This is a genomic window from Pseudomonas sp. HN2 (genome assembly GCF_020736465.1).
GTDB classification, from domain to species: domain Bacteria; phylum Pseudomonadota; class Gammaproteobacteria; order Pseudomonadales; family Pseudomonadaceae; genus Aquipseudomonas; species Aquipseudomonas moraviensis_A.
Genome location: NZ_CP085885.1, coordinates 505403 through 521885 on the forward strand (window position 1 = coordinate 505403; position 16483 = coordinate 521885).

General features: G+C 60.0%; 10 protein-coding genes. 5 read left to right on the top strand and 5 right to left on the bottom strand.

Features of this window, described 5'->3' with window-relative positions; genetic code table 11:
* Window positions 1-39 precede the first annotated feature (39 nt).
* From putP to LIS66_RS02215, 5 genes are all read left to right on the top strand, one after another.
* Window positions 40-1524, top strand: a complete 1485-nt coding sequence (putP, locus tag LIS66_RS02195; RefSeq protein ID WP_065615468.1) for a sodium/proline symporter PutP — start codon at window positions 40-42, stop codon at window positions 1522-1524.
* A 353-nt stretch (window positions 1525-1877) separates the two neighbouring features.
* Window positions 1878-3890 (top strand): type VI secretion system tip protein TssI/VgrG, encoded by a 2013-nt coding sequence (tssI, locus tag LIS66_RS02200; RefSeq protein ID WP_227973522.1) that lies wholly within the window; start codon window positions 1878-1880, stop codon window positions 3888-3890.
* Window positions 3880-4593, top strand: a complete 714-nt coding sequence (locus LIS66_RS02205; RefSeq protein WP_227973523.1) for a DUF4123 domain-containing protein — start codon at window positions 3880-3882, stop codon at window positions 4591-4593. The genes tssI and LIS66_RS02205 overlap by 11 nt, the downstream gene beginning before the upstream one ends.
* A gap of 331 nt (window positions 4594-4924) precedes the next feature.
* On the top strand, window positions 4925-5245 hold the full coding sequence (locus tag LIS66_RS02210; protein ID WP_064363204.1) for a hypothetical protein: 321 nt from the start codon (window positions 4925-4927) through the stop codon (window positions 5243-5245).
* A gap of 156 nt (window positions 5246-5401) precedes the next feature.
* Window positions 5402-6241: a 23S rRNA (adenine(2030)-N(6))-methyltransferase RlmJ gene (locus LIS66_RS02215; RefSeq protein WP_227973524.1), complete on the top strand. Its 840-nt coding sequence runs from the start codon at window positions 5402-5404 to the stop codon at window positions 6239-6241.
* A 102-nt stretch (window positions 6242-6343) separates the two neighbouring features.
* Here the strand turns inward: LIS66_RS02215 and msrA are convergent, their stop codons facing one another.
* The 5 genes from msrA to aceE form a co-directional block, all read right to left on the bottom strand.
* Window positions 6344-7009: a peptide-methionine (S)-S-oxide reductase MsrA gene (gene msrA, locus LIS66_RS02220; protein WP_227973525.1), complete on the bottom strand. Its 666-nt coding sequence runs from the start codon at window positions 7007-7009 to the stop codon at window positions 6344-6346.
* Window positions 7010-7211: 202 nt separating this feature from the next.
* Window positions 7212-9908, bottom strand: a complete 2697-nt coding sequence (locus LIS66_RS02225) for a putative bifunctional diguanylate cyclase/phosphodiesterase (protein WP_042607750.1) — start codon at window positions 9906-9908, stop codon at window positions 7212-7214.
* Between the two features lie 243 nt (window positions 9909-10151).
* On the bottom strand, window positions 10152-11549 hold the full coding sequence (locus tag LIS66_RS02230) for an alkaline phosphatase D family protein (RefSeq protein WP_227973526.1): 1398 nt from the start codon (window positions 11547-11549) through the stop codon (window positions 10152-10154).
* A gap of 277 nt (window positions 11550-11826) precedes the next feature.
* Entirely contained in the window at window positions 11827-13788 is a 1962-nt protein-coding gene (gene aceF / locus LIS66_RS02235) for a dihydrolipoyllysine-residue acetyltransferase (protein WP_227973527.1), read from the bottom strand.
* 11 nt (window positions 13789-13799) lie between these two features.
* Window positions 13800-16445 carry a pyruvate dehydrogenase (acetyl-transferring), homodimeric type gene (gene aceE / locus LIS66_RS02240; protein WP_042607752.1) on the bottom strand — a complete coding sequence of 882 codons (2646 nt, stop codon included), beginning with the start codon at window positions 16443-16445 and terminating at the stop codon, window positions 13800-13802.
* Window positions 16446-16483: the final 38 nt, after the last annotated feature.

Consider the following 16483-nt stretch of genomic DNA (forward strand, 5'->3'; position numbering starts at 1 on the left):
CACCGCCGCTACATAAAAACAAAGCCAGGGCGTAACTTAATGAGCGTTAGCAATCCAACCTTGATCACATTCGTGATCTACATCGCAGCAATGGTGCTGATCGGCTTCATGGCCTATCGCTCCACCAACAACCTTTCCGACTATATTCTCGGCGGTCGCAGCCTCGGTAGCGTGGTAACTGCGCTGTCCGCCGGTGCCTCGGACATGAGCGGCTGGTTGCTGATGGGCCTGCCGGGCGCCATCTACATGTCCGGTCTGTCCGAAAGCTGGATCGCCATCGGCCTGATCGTCGGTGCTTATCTGAACTGGCTGTTCGTCGCCGGCCGTCTGCGGGTGCAGACCGAGCACAACGGCGATGCCCTGACTCTGCCGGACTATTTCTCCAGCCGTTTCGAAGATAAAAGCGGCCTGCTGCGGATTATCTCGGCGGTGGTGATCCTGGTGTTCTTCACCATCTACTGCGCTTCCGGCATCGTCGCGGGTGCGCGTCTGTTCGAAAGCACCTTCGGCATGTCCTACGAGACAGCGCTGTGGGCCGGTGCGGCGGCGACGATTGCCTACACCTTCGTCGGCGGTTTCCTCGCAGTCAGCTGGACTGACACGGTACAAGCCACGCTGATGATCTTCGCGCTGATCCTCACGCCGATCATCGTGCTGCTGGCGACCGGCGGCGTCGACACCACGTTCCTGGCCATCGAAGCCAACGATCCAAGCAACTTCGACATGCTCAAGGGCACCACCTTCATCGGTGTGATTTCGCTGTTGGGCTGGGGCCTGGGTTACTTCGGTCAGCCGCACATCCTCGCGCGTTTCATGGCGGCGGATTCGGTGAAATCGATCGCCAATGCCCGTCGCATCTCCATGACCTGGATGATCCTGTGTCTGGGCGGCACCGTGGCCGTGGGCTTTTTCGGTATCGCCTACTTCTCGGCGCACCCGGAGGTGGCTGGCCCGGTGACCGAGAACCACGAGCGTGTGTTCATCGAACTGGCGAAAATCCTCTTTAACCCATGGGTTGCCGGTGTGTTGCTGTCGGCGATTCTCGCCGCTGTGATGAGCACCCTGAGCTGCCAGTTGCTGGTGTGCTCGAGCGCCCTGACCGAAGACTTCTACAAGACCTTCCTGCGTAAAACCGCGTCCCAGGTCGAGCTGGTCTGGGTCGGTCGCGCCATGGTGCTGCTGGTAGCACTTATCGCTATCGCGCTGGCCGCTGACCCGGATAACCGCGTACTGGGCCTGGTGTCCTACGCCTGGGCTGGTTTCGGCGCTGCGTTCGGCCCTGTTGTGCTGATCTCGGTGGTCTGGAAAGGCATGACCCGAGACGGCGCACTGGCCGGTATCCTGGTCGGCGCGATCACCGTTGTAGCCTGGAAACACTGGGAAGTGATGGGTTTGTACGAAATCATCCCTGGCTTCATCTTCGCCAGCCTGGCCATCTACATCGTCAGCAAGCTCGGCGCGCCGACAGCCGGAATGGTGCAGCGCTTCGAAGCGGCGGAGAAGGATTTCCACCTGAACAAGTAATGCGCTGAGCTCCGGCTCACACGAAAACGGCCCGTTTCCTACAGGAGGCGGGCCGTTTTTTTGTGCCTGTGATTTCTCGAATCCTGTGGAAATCCATTGTGGGAGCGAGCCTGCTCGCGAATGCGATAGATCATTCAATGAATGTGTCGACTGACATGCCGCTTTCGCGAGCAGGCTCGCTCCCACAGTGTTCGGTGGGGGGGGGGTGGAGATTGTCTGTAGTTGAAGGCGCCGCTTTTTGCAGGGGTTTTCATCAATGAAAGTAGGGCAATTCTGAATTTCCCGTCACCTGCTCATCCCCCCTTGCCCCTCATGCAGAATCGCCCGCCCTTCATTCTGCAGAGAGACATCGGATGTTCGCCCCTGCCAATCAACCGCGTTTCACGTTGACCCTCGAAGGCACCCAGCATGACCTCAAGGTCCTTGAATTCACCGGCAGGGAGGCCATCAGTCAGCCTTTTCGCTTCGAGCTGGAACTGGTCAGCGAGCGGCCGGACCTGGAGCTGGAAAGCCTGCTGCATGGTCAGGCGTTTCTGGGTTTCGATGCTCAGGGTTCCGGCATTCATGGTCAGATTTATCAGGTCGGGCAGGGCGATTCCGCGAAGCGTCTGACACGCTATCACCTCAGCCTCGTCCCGCGTCTGACGTATCTTGGGCATCGCATCAACCAACGGATTTTCCAGCACCAGAGCGTGCCGCAAATCGTCACTCGGATTCTCAAGGACCATTCGATCCTGCGCGATGCCTTTGAATTTCGCCTCGGCAGCGAATACCCGGAGCGCGAATACTGCGTGCAATACGCTGAAAGCGATCTGGCCTTTATCCAGCGTCTATGTGCCGAGGTCGGCATTCATTACCACTTCCAACACAGCCCCGAAGGCCATTTGCTGGTCTTTGGCGACGACCAGACCGTGTTCCCGAAACTGCCCGAGCCGACGCTGTATCTGCCGGGCAGCGGCATGTCGGCTGGCGCGCCGGCGATTCAACGTTTCAACGTGCGCGTGGAAACCCGCACCAGTGTCGTCACCCGGCGTGACTACAATTTCGAAAGACCACGCCTGTCTCTGCAAGGCCGCAGCGACGGCGAACAACGTCCGGTGCTGGAGGACTACCACTTCCCCGGGCAATTCAATGATCGCGAAACCGGCAAGCACCTGGCGCGGCGAGCGCTGGAACGGCACGTCGCTGACTACCGTCAGGCCGAAGGCCGCAGCGACGAATCCGCATTGGTCTGCGGACATTTCCTGCAGCTCACCGAACATCCGCGCAGCGACTGGAATGATCTGTGGTTGCTCACTGCCGTTGAACACCGGGGCCGCCAGCCGCAGGTGCTCGAGGAGTCGGTGACCAGCGATGGCGAATCGTTCCAGGGTTACCGCAATACCTTCGTGGCCACACCGTGGGACGTGTTCTATCGTCCGGCGCTCGGGCCGGAGAAACCGCGCATGTCCGGTTACCAACCCGCCGTTGTCACTGGCCCGAAAGACCTGGAAATCCATTGCGATGAATACGGGCGGGTCAAAGTCCAGCTGGCCTGGGATCGCGATGGCGAGCTGAACGAGCACTCCAGTTGCTGGCTACGTGTCGCGGCCGGTTGGGCCCACGATCACTACGGCAGCGTGTTGATTCCGCGAGTCGGAATGGAAGTGCTGGTCGGCTTCATCGATGGCGATGCCGACAAGCCGCTGGTCATGGGTTGCCTGCCAAATGCGGCGACTCCGGTGCCGCTGGACCTGCCGGCGGACAAGACCCGCAGCATTTTCCGCAGCCAGAGCAGCCCCGGCGGTGGCGGGTATAACGAACTGCGCATCGAGGACAAAAAGGGCGCCGAGGAAATCTACCTGCGTGCCCAGCGCAACTGGACCCAGCACGTACTCAACGACCAGCAACTGCAGGTCGATAATCAGCGCAGTGTGGTCGTCGCCGGCACTGCCCGCCATGAACTCAAGGCCGACGAGCAACGCATCACCCATGGTCAGCGGCAGACCGAGGTCAGGCAGGATGACCATTTGTCCGTACTCGGCGACCAGCAGGTTCGGGTTAACAGCCAGGCGACCAGCGCTTCTGCGCAGATCCATATCAGCGCGGGCCAGCAAGTGGTCATCAATGGCGGCGCGAGCGCTACGATTCAGGCGGGCGGGCAGTGGATCAATATCGGCCCCGGCGGGATTTTCAGCAGCGTACCGATTGTCGTGGGCGGCGCGCCGATGCTGGCGACCAGTGCTGCGCCAGTGGCGCCGGGGCTGGTGGAAAAACTCGCCGCACCGGCAGCCATCCTCACCGCCGCACAAATCATGAGTTTCAAGGGCGATGCGCCGTTCTGCGAAGAGTGTGAACGTTGTAAGGACGGTGTTTGTGCAGTCTGAAGAATTGACGCCCGAACAGTGGCTGGCGCGTCAGCCGCTGCACGCGTCGGAGCAACTGTTCGCAATTTTCAGCCGCGCCAGTGATGCCGATGTTTTTGCGGCCTGGCGGGGCACGGCTGATCCGGTCTGGGCCGAGACGATTTATGCCGAGTGGGACGCGGTGATGCCTTACGTGGGAATTGTCGCTGCGGACAGTGAGTTTTTACGTTGGGTGGCACAAACCGACTCGCGGGATTGGGGGTGGCTGGCGGTGTCTTCGGCGGATCTGGAAGCGCTGGTCGAGCATTTCCGCAGCTTGACTCAAGTGCTGATGTCGGACGGTAAACCAGTGTTTTTTCGCTTCTGGGATGGGCGGTATCTGCTGCCTCTATTGCAGGTCGATGAGGTCAATCCGGCGCAGTTGCTGCCGGTGATTTCGCGAGGCTTGATCAATGGCAAAGCCGTTGAAATCGGCGGCCGGGCGCTGGTTTCGGGGCGAGTCTTTCCGTGGTGGAGGGTGCCGGACCGGGTGTTGACGCAGACCGATGAAAGCGTTCGCGTCGCGAATGTTCTGCAATGGCTCGGCGAGGAGCAACCGGCCGTGTTCGAGGCGTTTCCCGAGGCGGTGCTGCGCTGCAAGGTCGGGCAGTTTTTCAGATTATCGATGTCGGAAGATTCGTCACGATCGGCGCTTCTGGAGTTTTTGCTGGCAGAGGCGGAGTGAAATTTCGGGGCAAACGCTTCGGACGTTTCCTTCGAATTGCGGCGGTTTTCATGAACTGGTGCGCGGTGGGTTGCAGGGATAGTCTTTTCGTTGTCACTGCGAGAGTGGTGACAGGGTGAAGGATCCCCGCATTCATGACGTTACAGTTCGTTGGCTTTTTGCGGCGCTTGGTTCAAGTCCGTAAGATCGTTCGCGGCGGCTGTGCGTGGGGCACGCTTCGGCGTGGCCGAGGTCCATGATTGCTCGGTTCCTACTCCTGCGCACAGCTGCCACCCTAACCCGTAGGAAGGTGTGATGGCGGCTCACGTTAATCAATCATGGAACGACAAAAATGGCCAATATGCATACAGATCCTCCTTACGAAAAAATCACCCCTCACCCCGATAACCGCTTCATGGCCCTCACCGGCAATTGCAGCGACATGCCCAGCCTGTTCGTCGACACCCACGTGCCCCTCGACATCCTCATGGACGCCGCCAACTACCGCATCCGCGCGGTGGTCCAGGTCCTGGAAAACATGTGCATGCGCGGCTCGATCGAATGCGACTCCGTGATCCTCAGCGACTTCGCCCTGCTGTGCGCCATCCCATTGCGCGATGGCTGTGATGTGCTGGACGTCATCGGCAAGCGCCTGCGCAGCTTACCCGCCTGAAGATCAAAAAGACCGCAGCCGTCGGCAGAGTGAGCGCCTGTCCCGTGTAGGAGCTGCCGAAGGCTGCGATCTTTCGATGTTGAGGCCCGCTCGGCTGCGAACCCCTGACTTGCCGCCCGGTAAAAGGTAAACTTTGCGGCCCTCGCAGGAGCAGCCATGAATTATCGTCACGCCTTCCATGCCGGCAATCACGCCGATGTGTTCAAACACCTGACCTTGACCCGCCTCATCGCCCTGATGTCGCGCAAGGAGCAGCCGTTTGCCTATCTCGACACGCACGCCGGCATTGGTCTGTATGACTTGCAGGGCGATCAGGCCAATCGCACCGGCGAGTACCTGGAAGGCATCGCGCGGTTGTGGGATCAGCCGGACATGCCGGCACTGACCGCCGACTACATGAAGGTGCTGCACGAGATGAACCCGGATGGCCAGTTGCGCTACTACCCGGGTTCTCCCGAGCTGGCGCGGCGTCTGACCCGGCCGCAGGATCGGGTGATGCTCAACGAGAAACACCCCGAAGACGGTGTGTTGCTCAAGGACAACATGGCCGGTGATCGTCGGGTGAAAGTGCATCTGGGCGAGGGCTGGCATGTGGCGCGGGCGATGTTGCCGGTGCAGGAGAAGCGCGCGGTGATGCTGATCGATCCGCCGTTCGAGCAACTGGACGAGATGCAGCGCTGTGCGGCATCAATGAAAGAAGCCATCGGTCGTATGCGCCAGACCGTCGCGGCGATCTGGTATCCGGTGAAGGATCAGCGTGCACTGCGGCGTTTCTATCAGGATCTGGCCGGCACGGGTGCGCCGAAGCTGCTGCGTGTGGAGTTGCTCGTGCATCCGCTGGACACGCCGAACAGCCTGAACGGTTCCGGGCTGGCGATCGCCAATCCGCCGTGGGGGCTGGAGGAAGAGTTGCGTGAGTTGCTGCCGTGGCTGTCGAAGAAGCTGGGGCAGACCCAGGGCGGCTGGCAGATGGATTGGCTGATTGCCGAGAGCTGATCAACAGCAAGATCAAAAGATCGCAGCCTTCGGCAGCTCCTACAGTTGAAATGCGTTTCCCTGTAGGAGCTGCCGAAGGCTGCGATCTTTTGCTTTCAGGGGTTAGTTGGCTGCCAGGCTCGCAGGCATGCACACGCCGGTGCCGCCAATGCCGCAGTAACCTTCCGGATTCTTCGCCAGATACTGCTGGTGATAGACCTCGGCAAAGTACACGGTGGGTGCCTGGTCGATCTCAGTGCTGATTTCACCCAGACCGGCCTTCGCCAGTTCAGCCTGATACACGGCTTTGCTTTTCAACGCAGCATCCAGTTGCTCCGGGGTGGTGGCGTAGATCACCGAGCGGTACTGGGTGCCGATGTCGTTGCCCTGGCGCATGCCTTGGGTCGGGTTGTGCAGCTCCCAGAACATTGCCAGCAGCTCTTCATAGCTGACCTTGGCCTTGTCATACACCACCAGCACCACTTCGGCATGGCCGGTCAGGCCGGAGCAGACTTCTTCATAAGTCGGGTTCGGCGTGAAGCCACCGGCGTAACCGACCACAGTGCTGACTACACCTTCGCGCTGCCAGAAGCGTCGTTCCGCGCCCCAGAAGCAACCGAGACCGAAAATCGCGAAGTCGACGTCCTGAAAGAATGGACCGAGCAGCGGAGTTTCTTCGAAAACGAAATGTTTTTCCGGCAGGGTCATCGGGGTTTCGCGGCCGGGCAGGGCTTGTTCTTTGGTTGGAAGCACGTTTTTGTTCACCAGAATTTCCGAGCGCAGAACCATGATCGTTCCTCTCAGTCAGGTTGGAGGTAAAAGGTCAGACCGCCAGTGTGCCGAATGATGCCGAGTTAATCACTACCCAATGTAGGAGCTGCCGAAGGCTGCGATCTTTTGATTTTGCTTTCTAAAAACCAGATCAAAAGATCGCAGCCTTCGGCAGCTCCTACAGGGGACGGCATGTTATGGCGAGAATGGGGTAGCGGGGTTAGAGGCACAGCGGCCCACGCGGGTAGCGCTTGAGGGCTTTGATCAACTCGTCACCGGGAATCGGTCGGTCGAACAGATAACCCTGACCGACGTCGCAACGATGCCGGCGCAGGAACGCCAGTTGCTCGGCGGTTTCGATGCCTTCGGCGACGACCTTGAGTTTCAGGTTGTGGGCCATGGCGATCACCGCGGAGGTGATTTCCATGTCGTCCTGATTGTCAGGGATTTCATGGATGAAGCTGCGATCGATCTTGATGATGTCGATCGGGAATTTCTTCAGATAGCTCAACGATGAATAACCGGTGCCGAAGTCATCCATGGCCAGGGTCAGGCCGAGGCGCTTGAGCTGGTCGAGCTGCAGATGCGTGTCTTCGGTAGCTTCCAGCAGCAGGCCTTCGGTCAGCTCCAGCTCGAGCAGATTGGCCGGCAGCGCTTCTTCCTTGAGGATGTTGGCGATCGAGGCGACCAGATCCGGATCGGAGAACTGTTTCGGCGACAGGTTGATTGCCACTTGCAGATTGCCCAGGCCGGCGGCGGTCAGGGATTTGCTCATGCGACAGGCCTGACGGGCGATCCATTTGCCAATCGGAATGATCAGGCCGGTCTCTTCGGCGACGCTGATGAACTGGTCCGGACGGATCATGCCGCGCTCCGGGTGGTTCCAGCGCAGCAGTGCTTCCATGCCCAGCAGGCGACCGCTGCGCAGGCACAGCTTCGGCTGGTAGAACACGTCCAGCTCGTTCTGGGTCAGGGCGCGGCGCAGGTTGTTTTCGACGAACAGTTTGTAACTGGCTTCGGCGTTCAGCGCTTCAGTGAACACCTGCAACTGGTGTTTACCGTTGGCCTTGGCCTTGTGCAGCGCCAGACCGGCGTTGCGCATCAGGGTTTGCGGATCGCGCCCGTGCAGCGGCGCGCAGGCGAGGCCGACGGAGCCGGTGACGCTGATCAACTGATTGTCGACGAACATCGGCTTGTCGAGCGTCATCAGCAACTGACTGGCAATCTGCTGCCCGGCTTCAAGGTCGGTGTCGTCGAGCAATACGGCGAATTCGTTACTGGCAAAACGCGCCAGGCTGCCACTCGGGCTGAGGCTGTTGCGCAGGCGCCGGGCAAGGCTGATCAACAGTTTGTCGCCGGTCTGGTGACCGAGGCTGTCGTTGATCCGCTTGAAGTTGTCGATGTCGACCAGCAACAGGCTGATCGGCGCATCGCTGTCGCGGGCGAAACGCTCGTCAAGATTGCGGATGAATGCCGGACGGTTGCCCAGGTTGGTCAGGTTGTCGGTATACGCCAGGCGCTCGATACGCTGCTGCGCCAGTTTGGTCTGGGTGATGTCCTCGTAGATGCCGATGTAATGCGTCAGCTCCCGGTTGTCGCCATACACCTTGGAAATCGACAACTGCCCCCAGTACGGTTCGAGGTTCTTGCGCCGGCTTTTGAATTCGCCCTGCCAGCTATTGCTCTGGGCCAGCGCCGAGGGCGCGTCGAACAGCAGCTCGCTGAGGTTTTCCAGTGCCGGCAACTCCGACAGGCGCTGGCCGTGGACTTCATCGGTGGTGTACTGGGTGATCGCCGTGAAGCTCGGGTTGACGTACTCGACCACGCCGTCGCAGTTGACCAGCAAAAAGGCGTTGGCACTTTGCTCGACCGCGCGCTGGAACAGGTGCAGGGCGCTGGTGGCGGTGCGGCGGTTGTGGTTGTTGATCACTTGCGCGAACTGGTCGGCCAGCTCGCCGGCAAAGGCGATTTCGTCGGACTGCCAGGCGCGGGTGGCGCCGGTCTGTTCCAGGCACAACACGCCGACCACCTGGCCGTCGACGCGAATGCTGGCGTCGAGCATCGCATTGACGTCACGCGGACGCATGGCCTCGGCCATTTCGCGGGTACGCGGGTCATGCATCGCATTGTGCGCATCGATGGCGCGGCTGCTGTGCAGCGCTTCCATGTAGTTGGGGAAGCCGCTGATATCGATGGGCTCCGGCAGGAGATATTCCTGGGTCGCACGATGGTAGGCGGAAATCGGCAGCAACCGCTGGCCTTCGAGGTTCCACAGGCTGGCGCAGTCGATCTCGTAGATGTCGCAGGCGCAGCGGGTGATCAGCTCGGCGGCTTCCTGCAGTGAGTTGTGCGTGCTGTAGCGCTGGCGCGCGAGCAGCAGAATCAGATCCTGCTGGGCACGCACGCGTTCCAGATGCTGCAGTTGTTCCTGCTGGGCGCGCTGGTTAAGCTCCAGCGCGATCTGCAGGCGCGAGTTCTGGGTTTCCAGATCGACCGAAGGCAGTGCCTGGGTTTCGTCGAACACGTCGTCGACGGCCAGCAGATAGCCGCGCAGCAAGTGCCGGTTGTGCTGTTTATAGGCTTCGCCCAACTCAAGGATGTTCAACGCACCGGCGACGGTGTGCAGGGTGTAGCGCACGGCGTAATGCGGGTTATTGCTCAACTGTTGCTGGATCGCATCGTGCAGCTGATAGCGCGCTTCCGGCTCCATCAGACTGGCGTAGGGCGAACCGACCAGTGCGCAAAGCTCGACGGCCGGCTGGCCGAATTGGCGTTCGCAGTTGGGATCGAGAAACAGCATCGCCCAACTCGCTTCATTCAGGCGCTCGAAACGCAGCATGCCGAGCCGCGAGGGCACAGGCAACTGCGTCACTACCTCGGCCGCCTTACGGCTGGCGGCATCGGGTTGGCTCTTCATGAAGGAAACTCGCTTGGAAATATGCTGAATGCGCCGGGCTCTCGCCCTCTTGTCTGTTGGCTGCGGCAAGGTTGCATCATTGCGGCACCGACTGACAAGAGAGATGAAGGCCAAGTGCTATAAGAATATGTCGGCTGCAGTGAACATTTCTCCAGTGCACAACTGAAATGAGCAAAAGATCGCAACCTCACCGGGAGTGCAGGTCCATGCAGGAGCTGCCGAAGGCTGCGATCTTTCGCGGGTTCAACGCAATTTCATACTGATCGATTGCAGTAGTTTGCCGTCACGATCGTGATACTTGACCAGGATCCGATCAGCCTCGACGACCACATGCGCAAAGTTGTCCTGGCTCACCACTGTACTGGTCAGGTCGTGCCGGTAGTCGCCGGCCGCCGTGCGCACCAGCGGTTGATCGAGGATGAACGTCGACGCCTTGGCATAGGGCAACAATTTGCTGTTGTGAAGCGGCGAGGACACGATGGTGTGGACTTCGAAATCGGCGTCTTCGCTGTGAGTCAGTCGACTGGTCAGCGAGCCATGGACATCGCCTGAGACAAACACCACGTTCTTGAGCCGATGGGTGCGAATGGTTTCCAGCAAGCGCAGACGCTGTTCGGGGAATGCTTTCCAGGCATCGTCACCGTTCAACTTGCGGTCGGGATAGAACATCACGCTGGTCACAACAAACTTCACCCGTGCCGTGTTGTGGATCAGCCAGTCAAGCAGCGCCTCTTCCTGCTCAGTATCGAGAATGCGCCGGTCATCCTTCGACAAGTTGCGCCGGGTGCGACTGTCAGTGACGAACCAGGCAATATCGCTGTCGCCGAACTGGTACCAGTAATGTTTCAAGCTGTCCCGGTCTATCTGACCCTTGCCGTTACATGCATAAACCGGGCTATGGCTGGCTTGATATAGTTCATAAGCGGCCATGGCATTGCGATATAAGTCCTTGTCCGCTGCTTTCGCATTGGCGGGCCAGTTATCTTCAATTTCATGATCGTCGAGCATCATGTAAGTTGATGTATTGGCCATCAGTCGTTGAATATTGGGTTGCGAAAATGCGGTCCGATATTTCTTCAGGATGTCTTTGGCTTCGCGATCCGGTGCAATGATATTCAAATCGTCTACATACACTTGATCCCCGGTCATGATCACCGCACTGACGGGAGGCCGGCTGCTTTCAATGAGCCGATTGATCGAGCCGAAAATGCGGTCGCCCAGTTGCGGTAACGTCGCGATGCCGGCGGTGATCCGCAGATAGCGGCACGACCCGACCACAAAAGCTCGTGGCTGGCTGGATTGCGGGGTGCGGGTGCGAAAGCGGTAAAGCTGTCGCGGCCATTGCAGTGGGAACTCCACTACCGTGTCGATCGTGTGTACCGGGTTCATCGGACTCAACCAGCCGGCCTGGTATTCATATTCGCAATCGGCTTCGAGATCCTGCAGTACCAGTACTCCCGACATGTCATTGGCTGGATTCAAAAGTGCAAATACACTGTTTGACCATTTTTCCGCGCCCGCTTTGCGAGCGCGGACTCCGGCAAATACGCGTTTCTTGTCCTGTTGTTCGCCGCACATGAAAATGCGAACTTCATTAGTTGTGGCATGACCCACGATGGGGCCGATAGTCGGTTTGAACATAATCGATTCCGTTCGAAAGCTGTAGTGATAAGAATTAAATAAGCGGAGCGCGTTGATGCAACTTTCCTGAGCAGAGGTTAGTTGGCCGGCGACGGAAAATATTGGCGTGAAGTGGACCAGGCCTGTGGCCGATGTCAGCGCAGGTTGTAGGAAAGGGGTGGGGGCCGGTTTATTTCGGGCAAAAAAAGCCCCGCCAGAGTGGCGGGGTTGAGGTACGAGCGTGTGGCGCTCGAAAGGGTGCAGCAAGCGGCCCTCCGTTGCCGGAGGGCCGCTCGGGTTACAGCAGGATGGTGCGGATGTCGCCCAACAGGCTGCCCAGACGCTGGGTGAAGCGTGCGGCGGCTGCGCCGTTGATCACACGGTGATCGTAGGACAGCGACAGTGGCAGCATCAGCTTCGGCTGGAAGGCTTTGCCGTCCCAGACTGGCTGGATGGTTGCTTTGGAAACACCGAGGATCGCCACTTCCGGCGCGTTGACGATCGGCGTGAAGCCGGTGCCGCCAATGTGGCCGAGGCTGGAAATGGTGAAGCAGGCGCCTTGCATCTCGTCCGAGGACAGCTTCTTGGTGCGGGCCTTTTCAGCCAGCGAAGCTGCTTCGGCAGCGAGTTGCAGCAGGCTCTTCTGGTCGACGTTCTTGATCACCGGCACGAGCAGGCCATCCGGAGTGTCGACGGCGAAGCCGATGTTCACGTACTTCTTGCGGATGATCGCCTTGCCACTTGGTGCCAGCGAACTGTTGAAGTCCGGCAGCTCCTTGAGCAGGTGCGCGCAGGTCTTGAGCAGCAGCGGCAGGATGGTCAGCTTGACGCCAGCCTTCTCGGCCACGGCTTTCTGCGCAACACGGAAGGCTTCCAGCTCGGTGATGTCCGCCGAGTCGAATTGCGTCACGTGCGGCACGTTCAGCCAGCTGCGGTGCAGGTTGGCGGCACCGACCTGCATCAGGCGGGTCATCGGCACTTCTTCGATTTCGCCGAAACGGCTGAAATCGACCACCGGGATCGGCGGGATGCCCGCACCACCGGTAGCGCCGCCAGCAGCGGCCGGTGCTTCCTTGGCCTTCTGCATCATCGCCTTGACGTAAACCTGCACGTCTTCCTTGAGGATGCGACCGTGCGGACCGCTGGCGCCAACAGCGCTCAGCTCGACGCCAAACTCGCGGGCCAGTTGACGCACGGCAGGGCCGGCGTGAACTTTCGCGCCAGGCTTGGCCGGCGCAGCGGCTGGATCGGCAGCAGGTGCAGCAGGTGCAGCGGCGGCCGGAGCAGCAGCGGCAGGTGCCGGAGCACTCGGTGCAGCAGCCGGAGCCGGTGCAGCAGCAGGTGCTGCGCCTTTGACTTTAAGCTTGAGAATCAGGTCGCCGGTACCGACTTCGTCATCCAGCTTGATCGAAACGCTTTCGACCACGCCAGCGGCAGGCGATGGAATTTCCATGCTGGCCTTGTCGGATTCCAGGGTGATCAGCGACTGGTCGGCTTCGACGCTATCGCCGGCCTTGACCAGCACTTCGATGATCTTCGCCTTGCCGGCCGAACCGATGTCCGGGACGTGGATGTCCTGAACACTGTCAGCGGCCGCTGCTGCCGGAGCAGCAGCCGGGGCTGGCGCAGCGGCGGCAGCAGGCGCAGCAGCCTGAGCCGGGGCGGCAGCAGCAGGAGCCGCAGCACCTGCCACTTCCAGATCCAGAATCAGGTCGCCGGTGCCGACTTCGTCGTTGAGCTTGACGCTGATGGCCTTGACCACGCCAGCGGCCGGCGACGGGATTTCCATGCTGGCCTTGTCGGATTCCAGGGTGATCAGCGATTGATCAGCTTCGACGCTGTCGCCGACCTTGACCTGGATTTCGATGATCTGCGCCTTGCCCGACGAACCGATGTCCGGCACGTGCACTTGCTGTACCGAAGCGGCAGCAGGGGCAGCGGCAGGCGCGGCAGCAGCAGGGGCTGCAGCCGGTTTCTCTTCGGCTTTCGCAGGAGCGGCGGCAGGTGCAGGGGCCGCTTCTGCGGCGCCCTCGACTTCCAGCTCGAGCAGTTCGTCGCCTTCTTTCAGGCGGTCGCCCAGCTTCACTTTCAGGCTCTTGATGACGCCGGCTTTCGGGGCCGGCACTTCCATGCTGGCCTTGTCCGATTCCAGGGTCAGGATGCTCTGGTCGGCTTCGATGCGGTCGCCGACCTTCACAAACAGTTCAATTACTTCACCTTCACCGCTGCCGATGTCAGGTACGCGAATGAGTTCGCTCACAAAATGTCTCCTCAGCAGTCCAGTGGGTTGCGTTTTTCCGGGTCGATGCCGAACTTGACGATGGCTTCTGCCACGACTTTAGGTTCGATATCACCACGGTCAGCCAGTGCTTCCAGGGCTGCCAACACCACGAAATGACGGTCGACTTCAAAGAAATGACGCAGTTTCTTGCGGCTGTCGCTGCGGCCGAAACCGTCGGTGCCCAGGACTTTGAATTCCTTGGACGGTACCCACTGACGAATCTGCTCGGCGAACAGCTTCATGTAGTCGGTAGAGGCGATGACCGGCCCCTTGCGACCGCTCAGGCACTCTTCGACGTAGCTCAGCTTCGGCTTCTGGCCAGGCTTGAGACGGTTGCTGCGTTCTACGGCCAAGCCGTCGCGACGCAGTTCGTTGAAGCTGGTAACACTCCACACGTCAGCGCCGATGTTGAACTCTTCACGCAGGATCTTCGCCGCTTCACGCACTTCGCGCAGGATGGTGCCGGAACCCATCAGCTGAACGTGGTGCGCCGCATCGCGAGTGTCTTCCTCGAGCAGGTACATGCCTTTCTTGATGCCTTCTTCGGCACCGGCCGGCATGGCTGGCTGCTGGTACGACTCGTTCATCACGGTGATGTAGTAGAAGATGTCCTGTTGCTCTTCGGTCATCTTCTTCATGCCGTCCTGAATGATCACCGCCAGCTCGTAGCCGTAGGTCGGATCGTAGGTGCGGCAGTTCGGGATGGTCGCGGCCAGCAGATGGCTGTGACCGTCTTCGTGCTGCAGACCTTCACCGTTCAGGGTGGTGCGGCCGGCGGTGCCGCCGATCAGGAAGCCACGGGTACGGCTGTCGCCAGCGGCCCAGGCCAGGTCGCCGATACGCTGGAAGCCGAACATCGAGTAGAAGATGTAGAACGGCAGCATCGGCTGGTTATGGCTGGAGTACGAAGTACCGGCAGCGATGAACGAACTCATGGCGCCTGCTTCGTTGATGCCTTCTTCAAGGATCTGACCTTTCTGGTCTTCCTTGTAGAACATCACCTGGTCTTTATCGACTGGCTCGTAGAGCTGGCCGACGGACGAGTAGATGCCCAACTGACGGAACATGCCTTCCATACCGAAGGTACGGGCTTCGTCCGGGATGATCGGAACGATGCGCGGGCCGATTTCCTTGTCCTTGACCAGTTGCGCGAGGATCCGCACGAAGGCCATGGTGGTGGAAATTTCACGGTCGCCGGAGCCATCGAGGATGGCTTTGAGGGTATCCAGATCCGGAGTCGGTACGCTGAAGCTCTGCGCGCGGCGCTGTGGCACGAAACCGCCCAGTGCGGCACGACGCTCGGCCAGGTAGCGGCCTTCGGCGCTGTTCGGCTCTGGCTTGAAGAACGGCAGGTGCTCCAGTTCTTCGTCCTTGACCGGAATGTCGAAGCGGTCGCGGAACAGCTTCAGGCTCTCGACGTCGACCTTCTTGGTGTTGTGCGCAGTGTTCTTCGCTTCGCCGGCACCGGTGCCATAACCCTTGATGGTCTTGGCCAGGATGACGGTGGGTTGTTCCTTGTGGTTGACCGCTTCGTGGTACGCCGCGTAGACCTTGTACGGGTCGTGGCCGCCACGGTTGAGTTTCCAGATCTCGTCGTCGGACAGATCGGCAACCATTGCCTTGAGTTCAGGCGTGTTGAAGAAGTGCTCGCGAACGAACGCGCCGTCTTTGGCTTTGTAGTTCTGGTACTCGCCGTCGATGACTTCGTCCATGCGACGTTGCAGGATGCCGTCGACGTCCTTGGCCAGCAGTGGGTCCCAGAAACGGCCCCAGATGACTTTGGTCACGTTCCACTGTGCACCGCGGAACACGCCTTCGAGTTCCTGGATGATCTTGCCGTTGCCGCGAACCGGGCCGTCGAGGCGCTGCAGGTTGCAGTTGATGACGAAGATCAGGTTGTCCAGCTTCTCGCGGCCGGCCAGGGAGATCGCGCCCAGGGATTCCGGCTCGTCGCACTCGCCGTCGCCCAGGAAGCACCAGACTTTCTGTTTGCCCGGCTGGATGAAACCGCGGTGTTCCAGGTACTTCATGAAGCGCGCCTGGTAGATCGCCTGGATCGGGCCCAGACCCATCGATACGGTCGGGAACTGCCAGAAGTCAGGCATCAGCCAAGGGTGCGGGTAGGACGACAGGCCCTGACCGTCGACTTCCTGGCGGAAGTTGTTCATCTGGTCTTCGGTGATGCGGCCTTCCATGAATGCACGGGCGTAAACGCCTGGCGAGGTGTGGCCCTGGAAGTAGATCAGGTCGCCGCCGTGTTCGTCGGTCGGGGCCTGGAAGAAATAGTTGAAGCCGATGTCATACAGGGTCGCGCTGGAAGCGAAGCTGGAGATGTGACCACCCAGGTCCGAATCTTTCAGGTTCGTGCGCATTACCATGGCCATCGCGTTCCAGCGTACCAGCGAGCGAATGCGGCGTTCCATGAACAGGTCGCCAGGCATGCGTGCTTCGTGGGTAACGGGGATCGTGTTGCGGTAAGGCGTGGTGATCGCGTAAGGGAGCTGCGAGCCGCTGCGGGTCGCGAGTTCGCCCATACGGGTCATCAGATAGTGAGCACGGTCTTCGCCTTCTTTGTCGAGAACCGATTCCAGGGCGTCCAGCCATTCCTGGGTTTCGACGGGATCGAGGTCTTGCATGGCTTGCTCCAGGGCGGAAAGGCTTCCAGAATCGGTTG

Coding starts and splice junctions, on each gene's coding strand:
- aceE (WP_042607752.1), bottom strand. CDS start 16,445: ATGCAAGACCTCGATCCCGTCGAAACCCAGGAATGGCTGGACGCCCTG.
- LIS66_RS02230 (WP_227973526.1), bottom strand. CDS start 11,549: ATGTTCAAACCGACTATCGGCCCCATCGTGGGTCATGCCACAACTAAT.
- LIS66_RS02210 (WP_064363204.1), top strand. CDS start 4,925: ATGGCCAATATGCATACAGATCCTCCTTACGAAAAAATCACCCCTCAC.
- LIS66_RS02225 (WP_042607750.1), bottom strand. CDS start 9,908: ATGAAGAGCCAACCCGATGCCGCCAGCCGTAAGGCGGCCGAGGTAGTG.
- putP (WP_065615468.1), top strand. CDS start 40: ATGAGCGTTAGCAATCCAACCTTGATCACATTCGTGATCTACATCGCA.
- tssI (WP_227973522.1), top strand. CDS start 1,878: ATGTTCGCCCCTGCCAATCAACCGCGTTTCACGTTGACCCTCGAAGGC.
- LIS66_RS02215 (WP_227973524.1), top strand. CDS start 5,402: ATGAATTATCGTCACGCCTTCCATGCCGGCAATCACGCCGATGTGTTC.
- msrA (WP_227973525.1), bottom strand. CDS start 7,009: ATGGTTCTGCGCTCGGAAATTCTGGTGAACAAAAACGTGCTTCCAACC.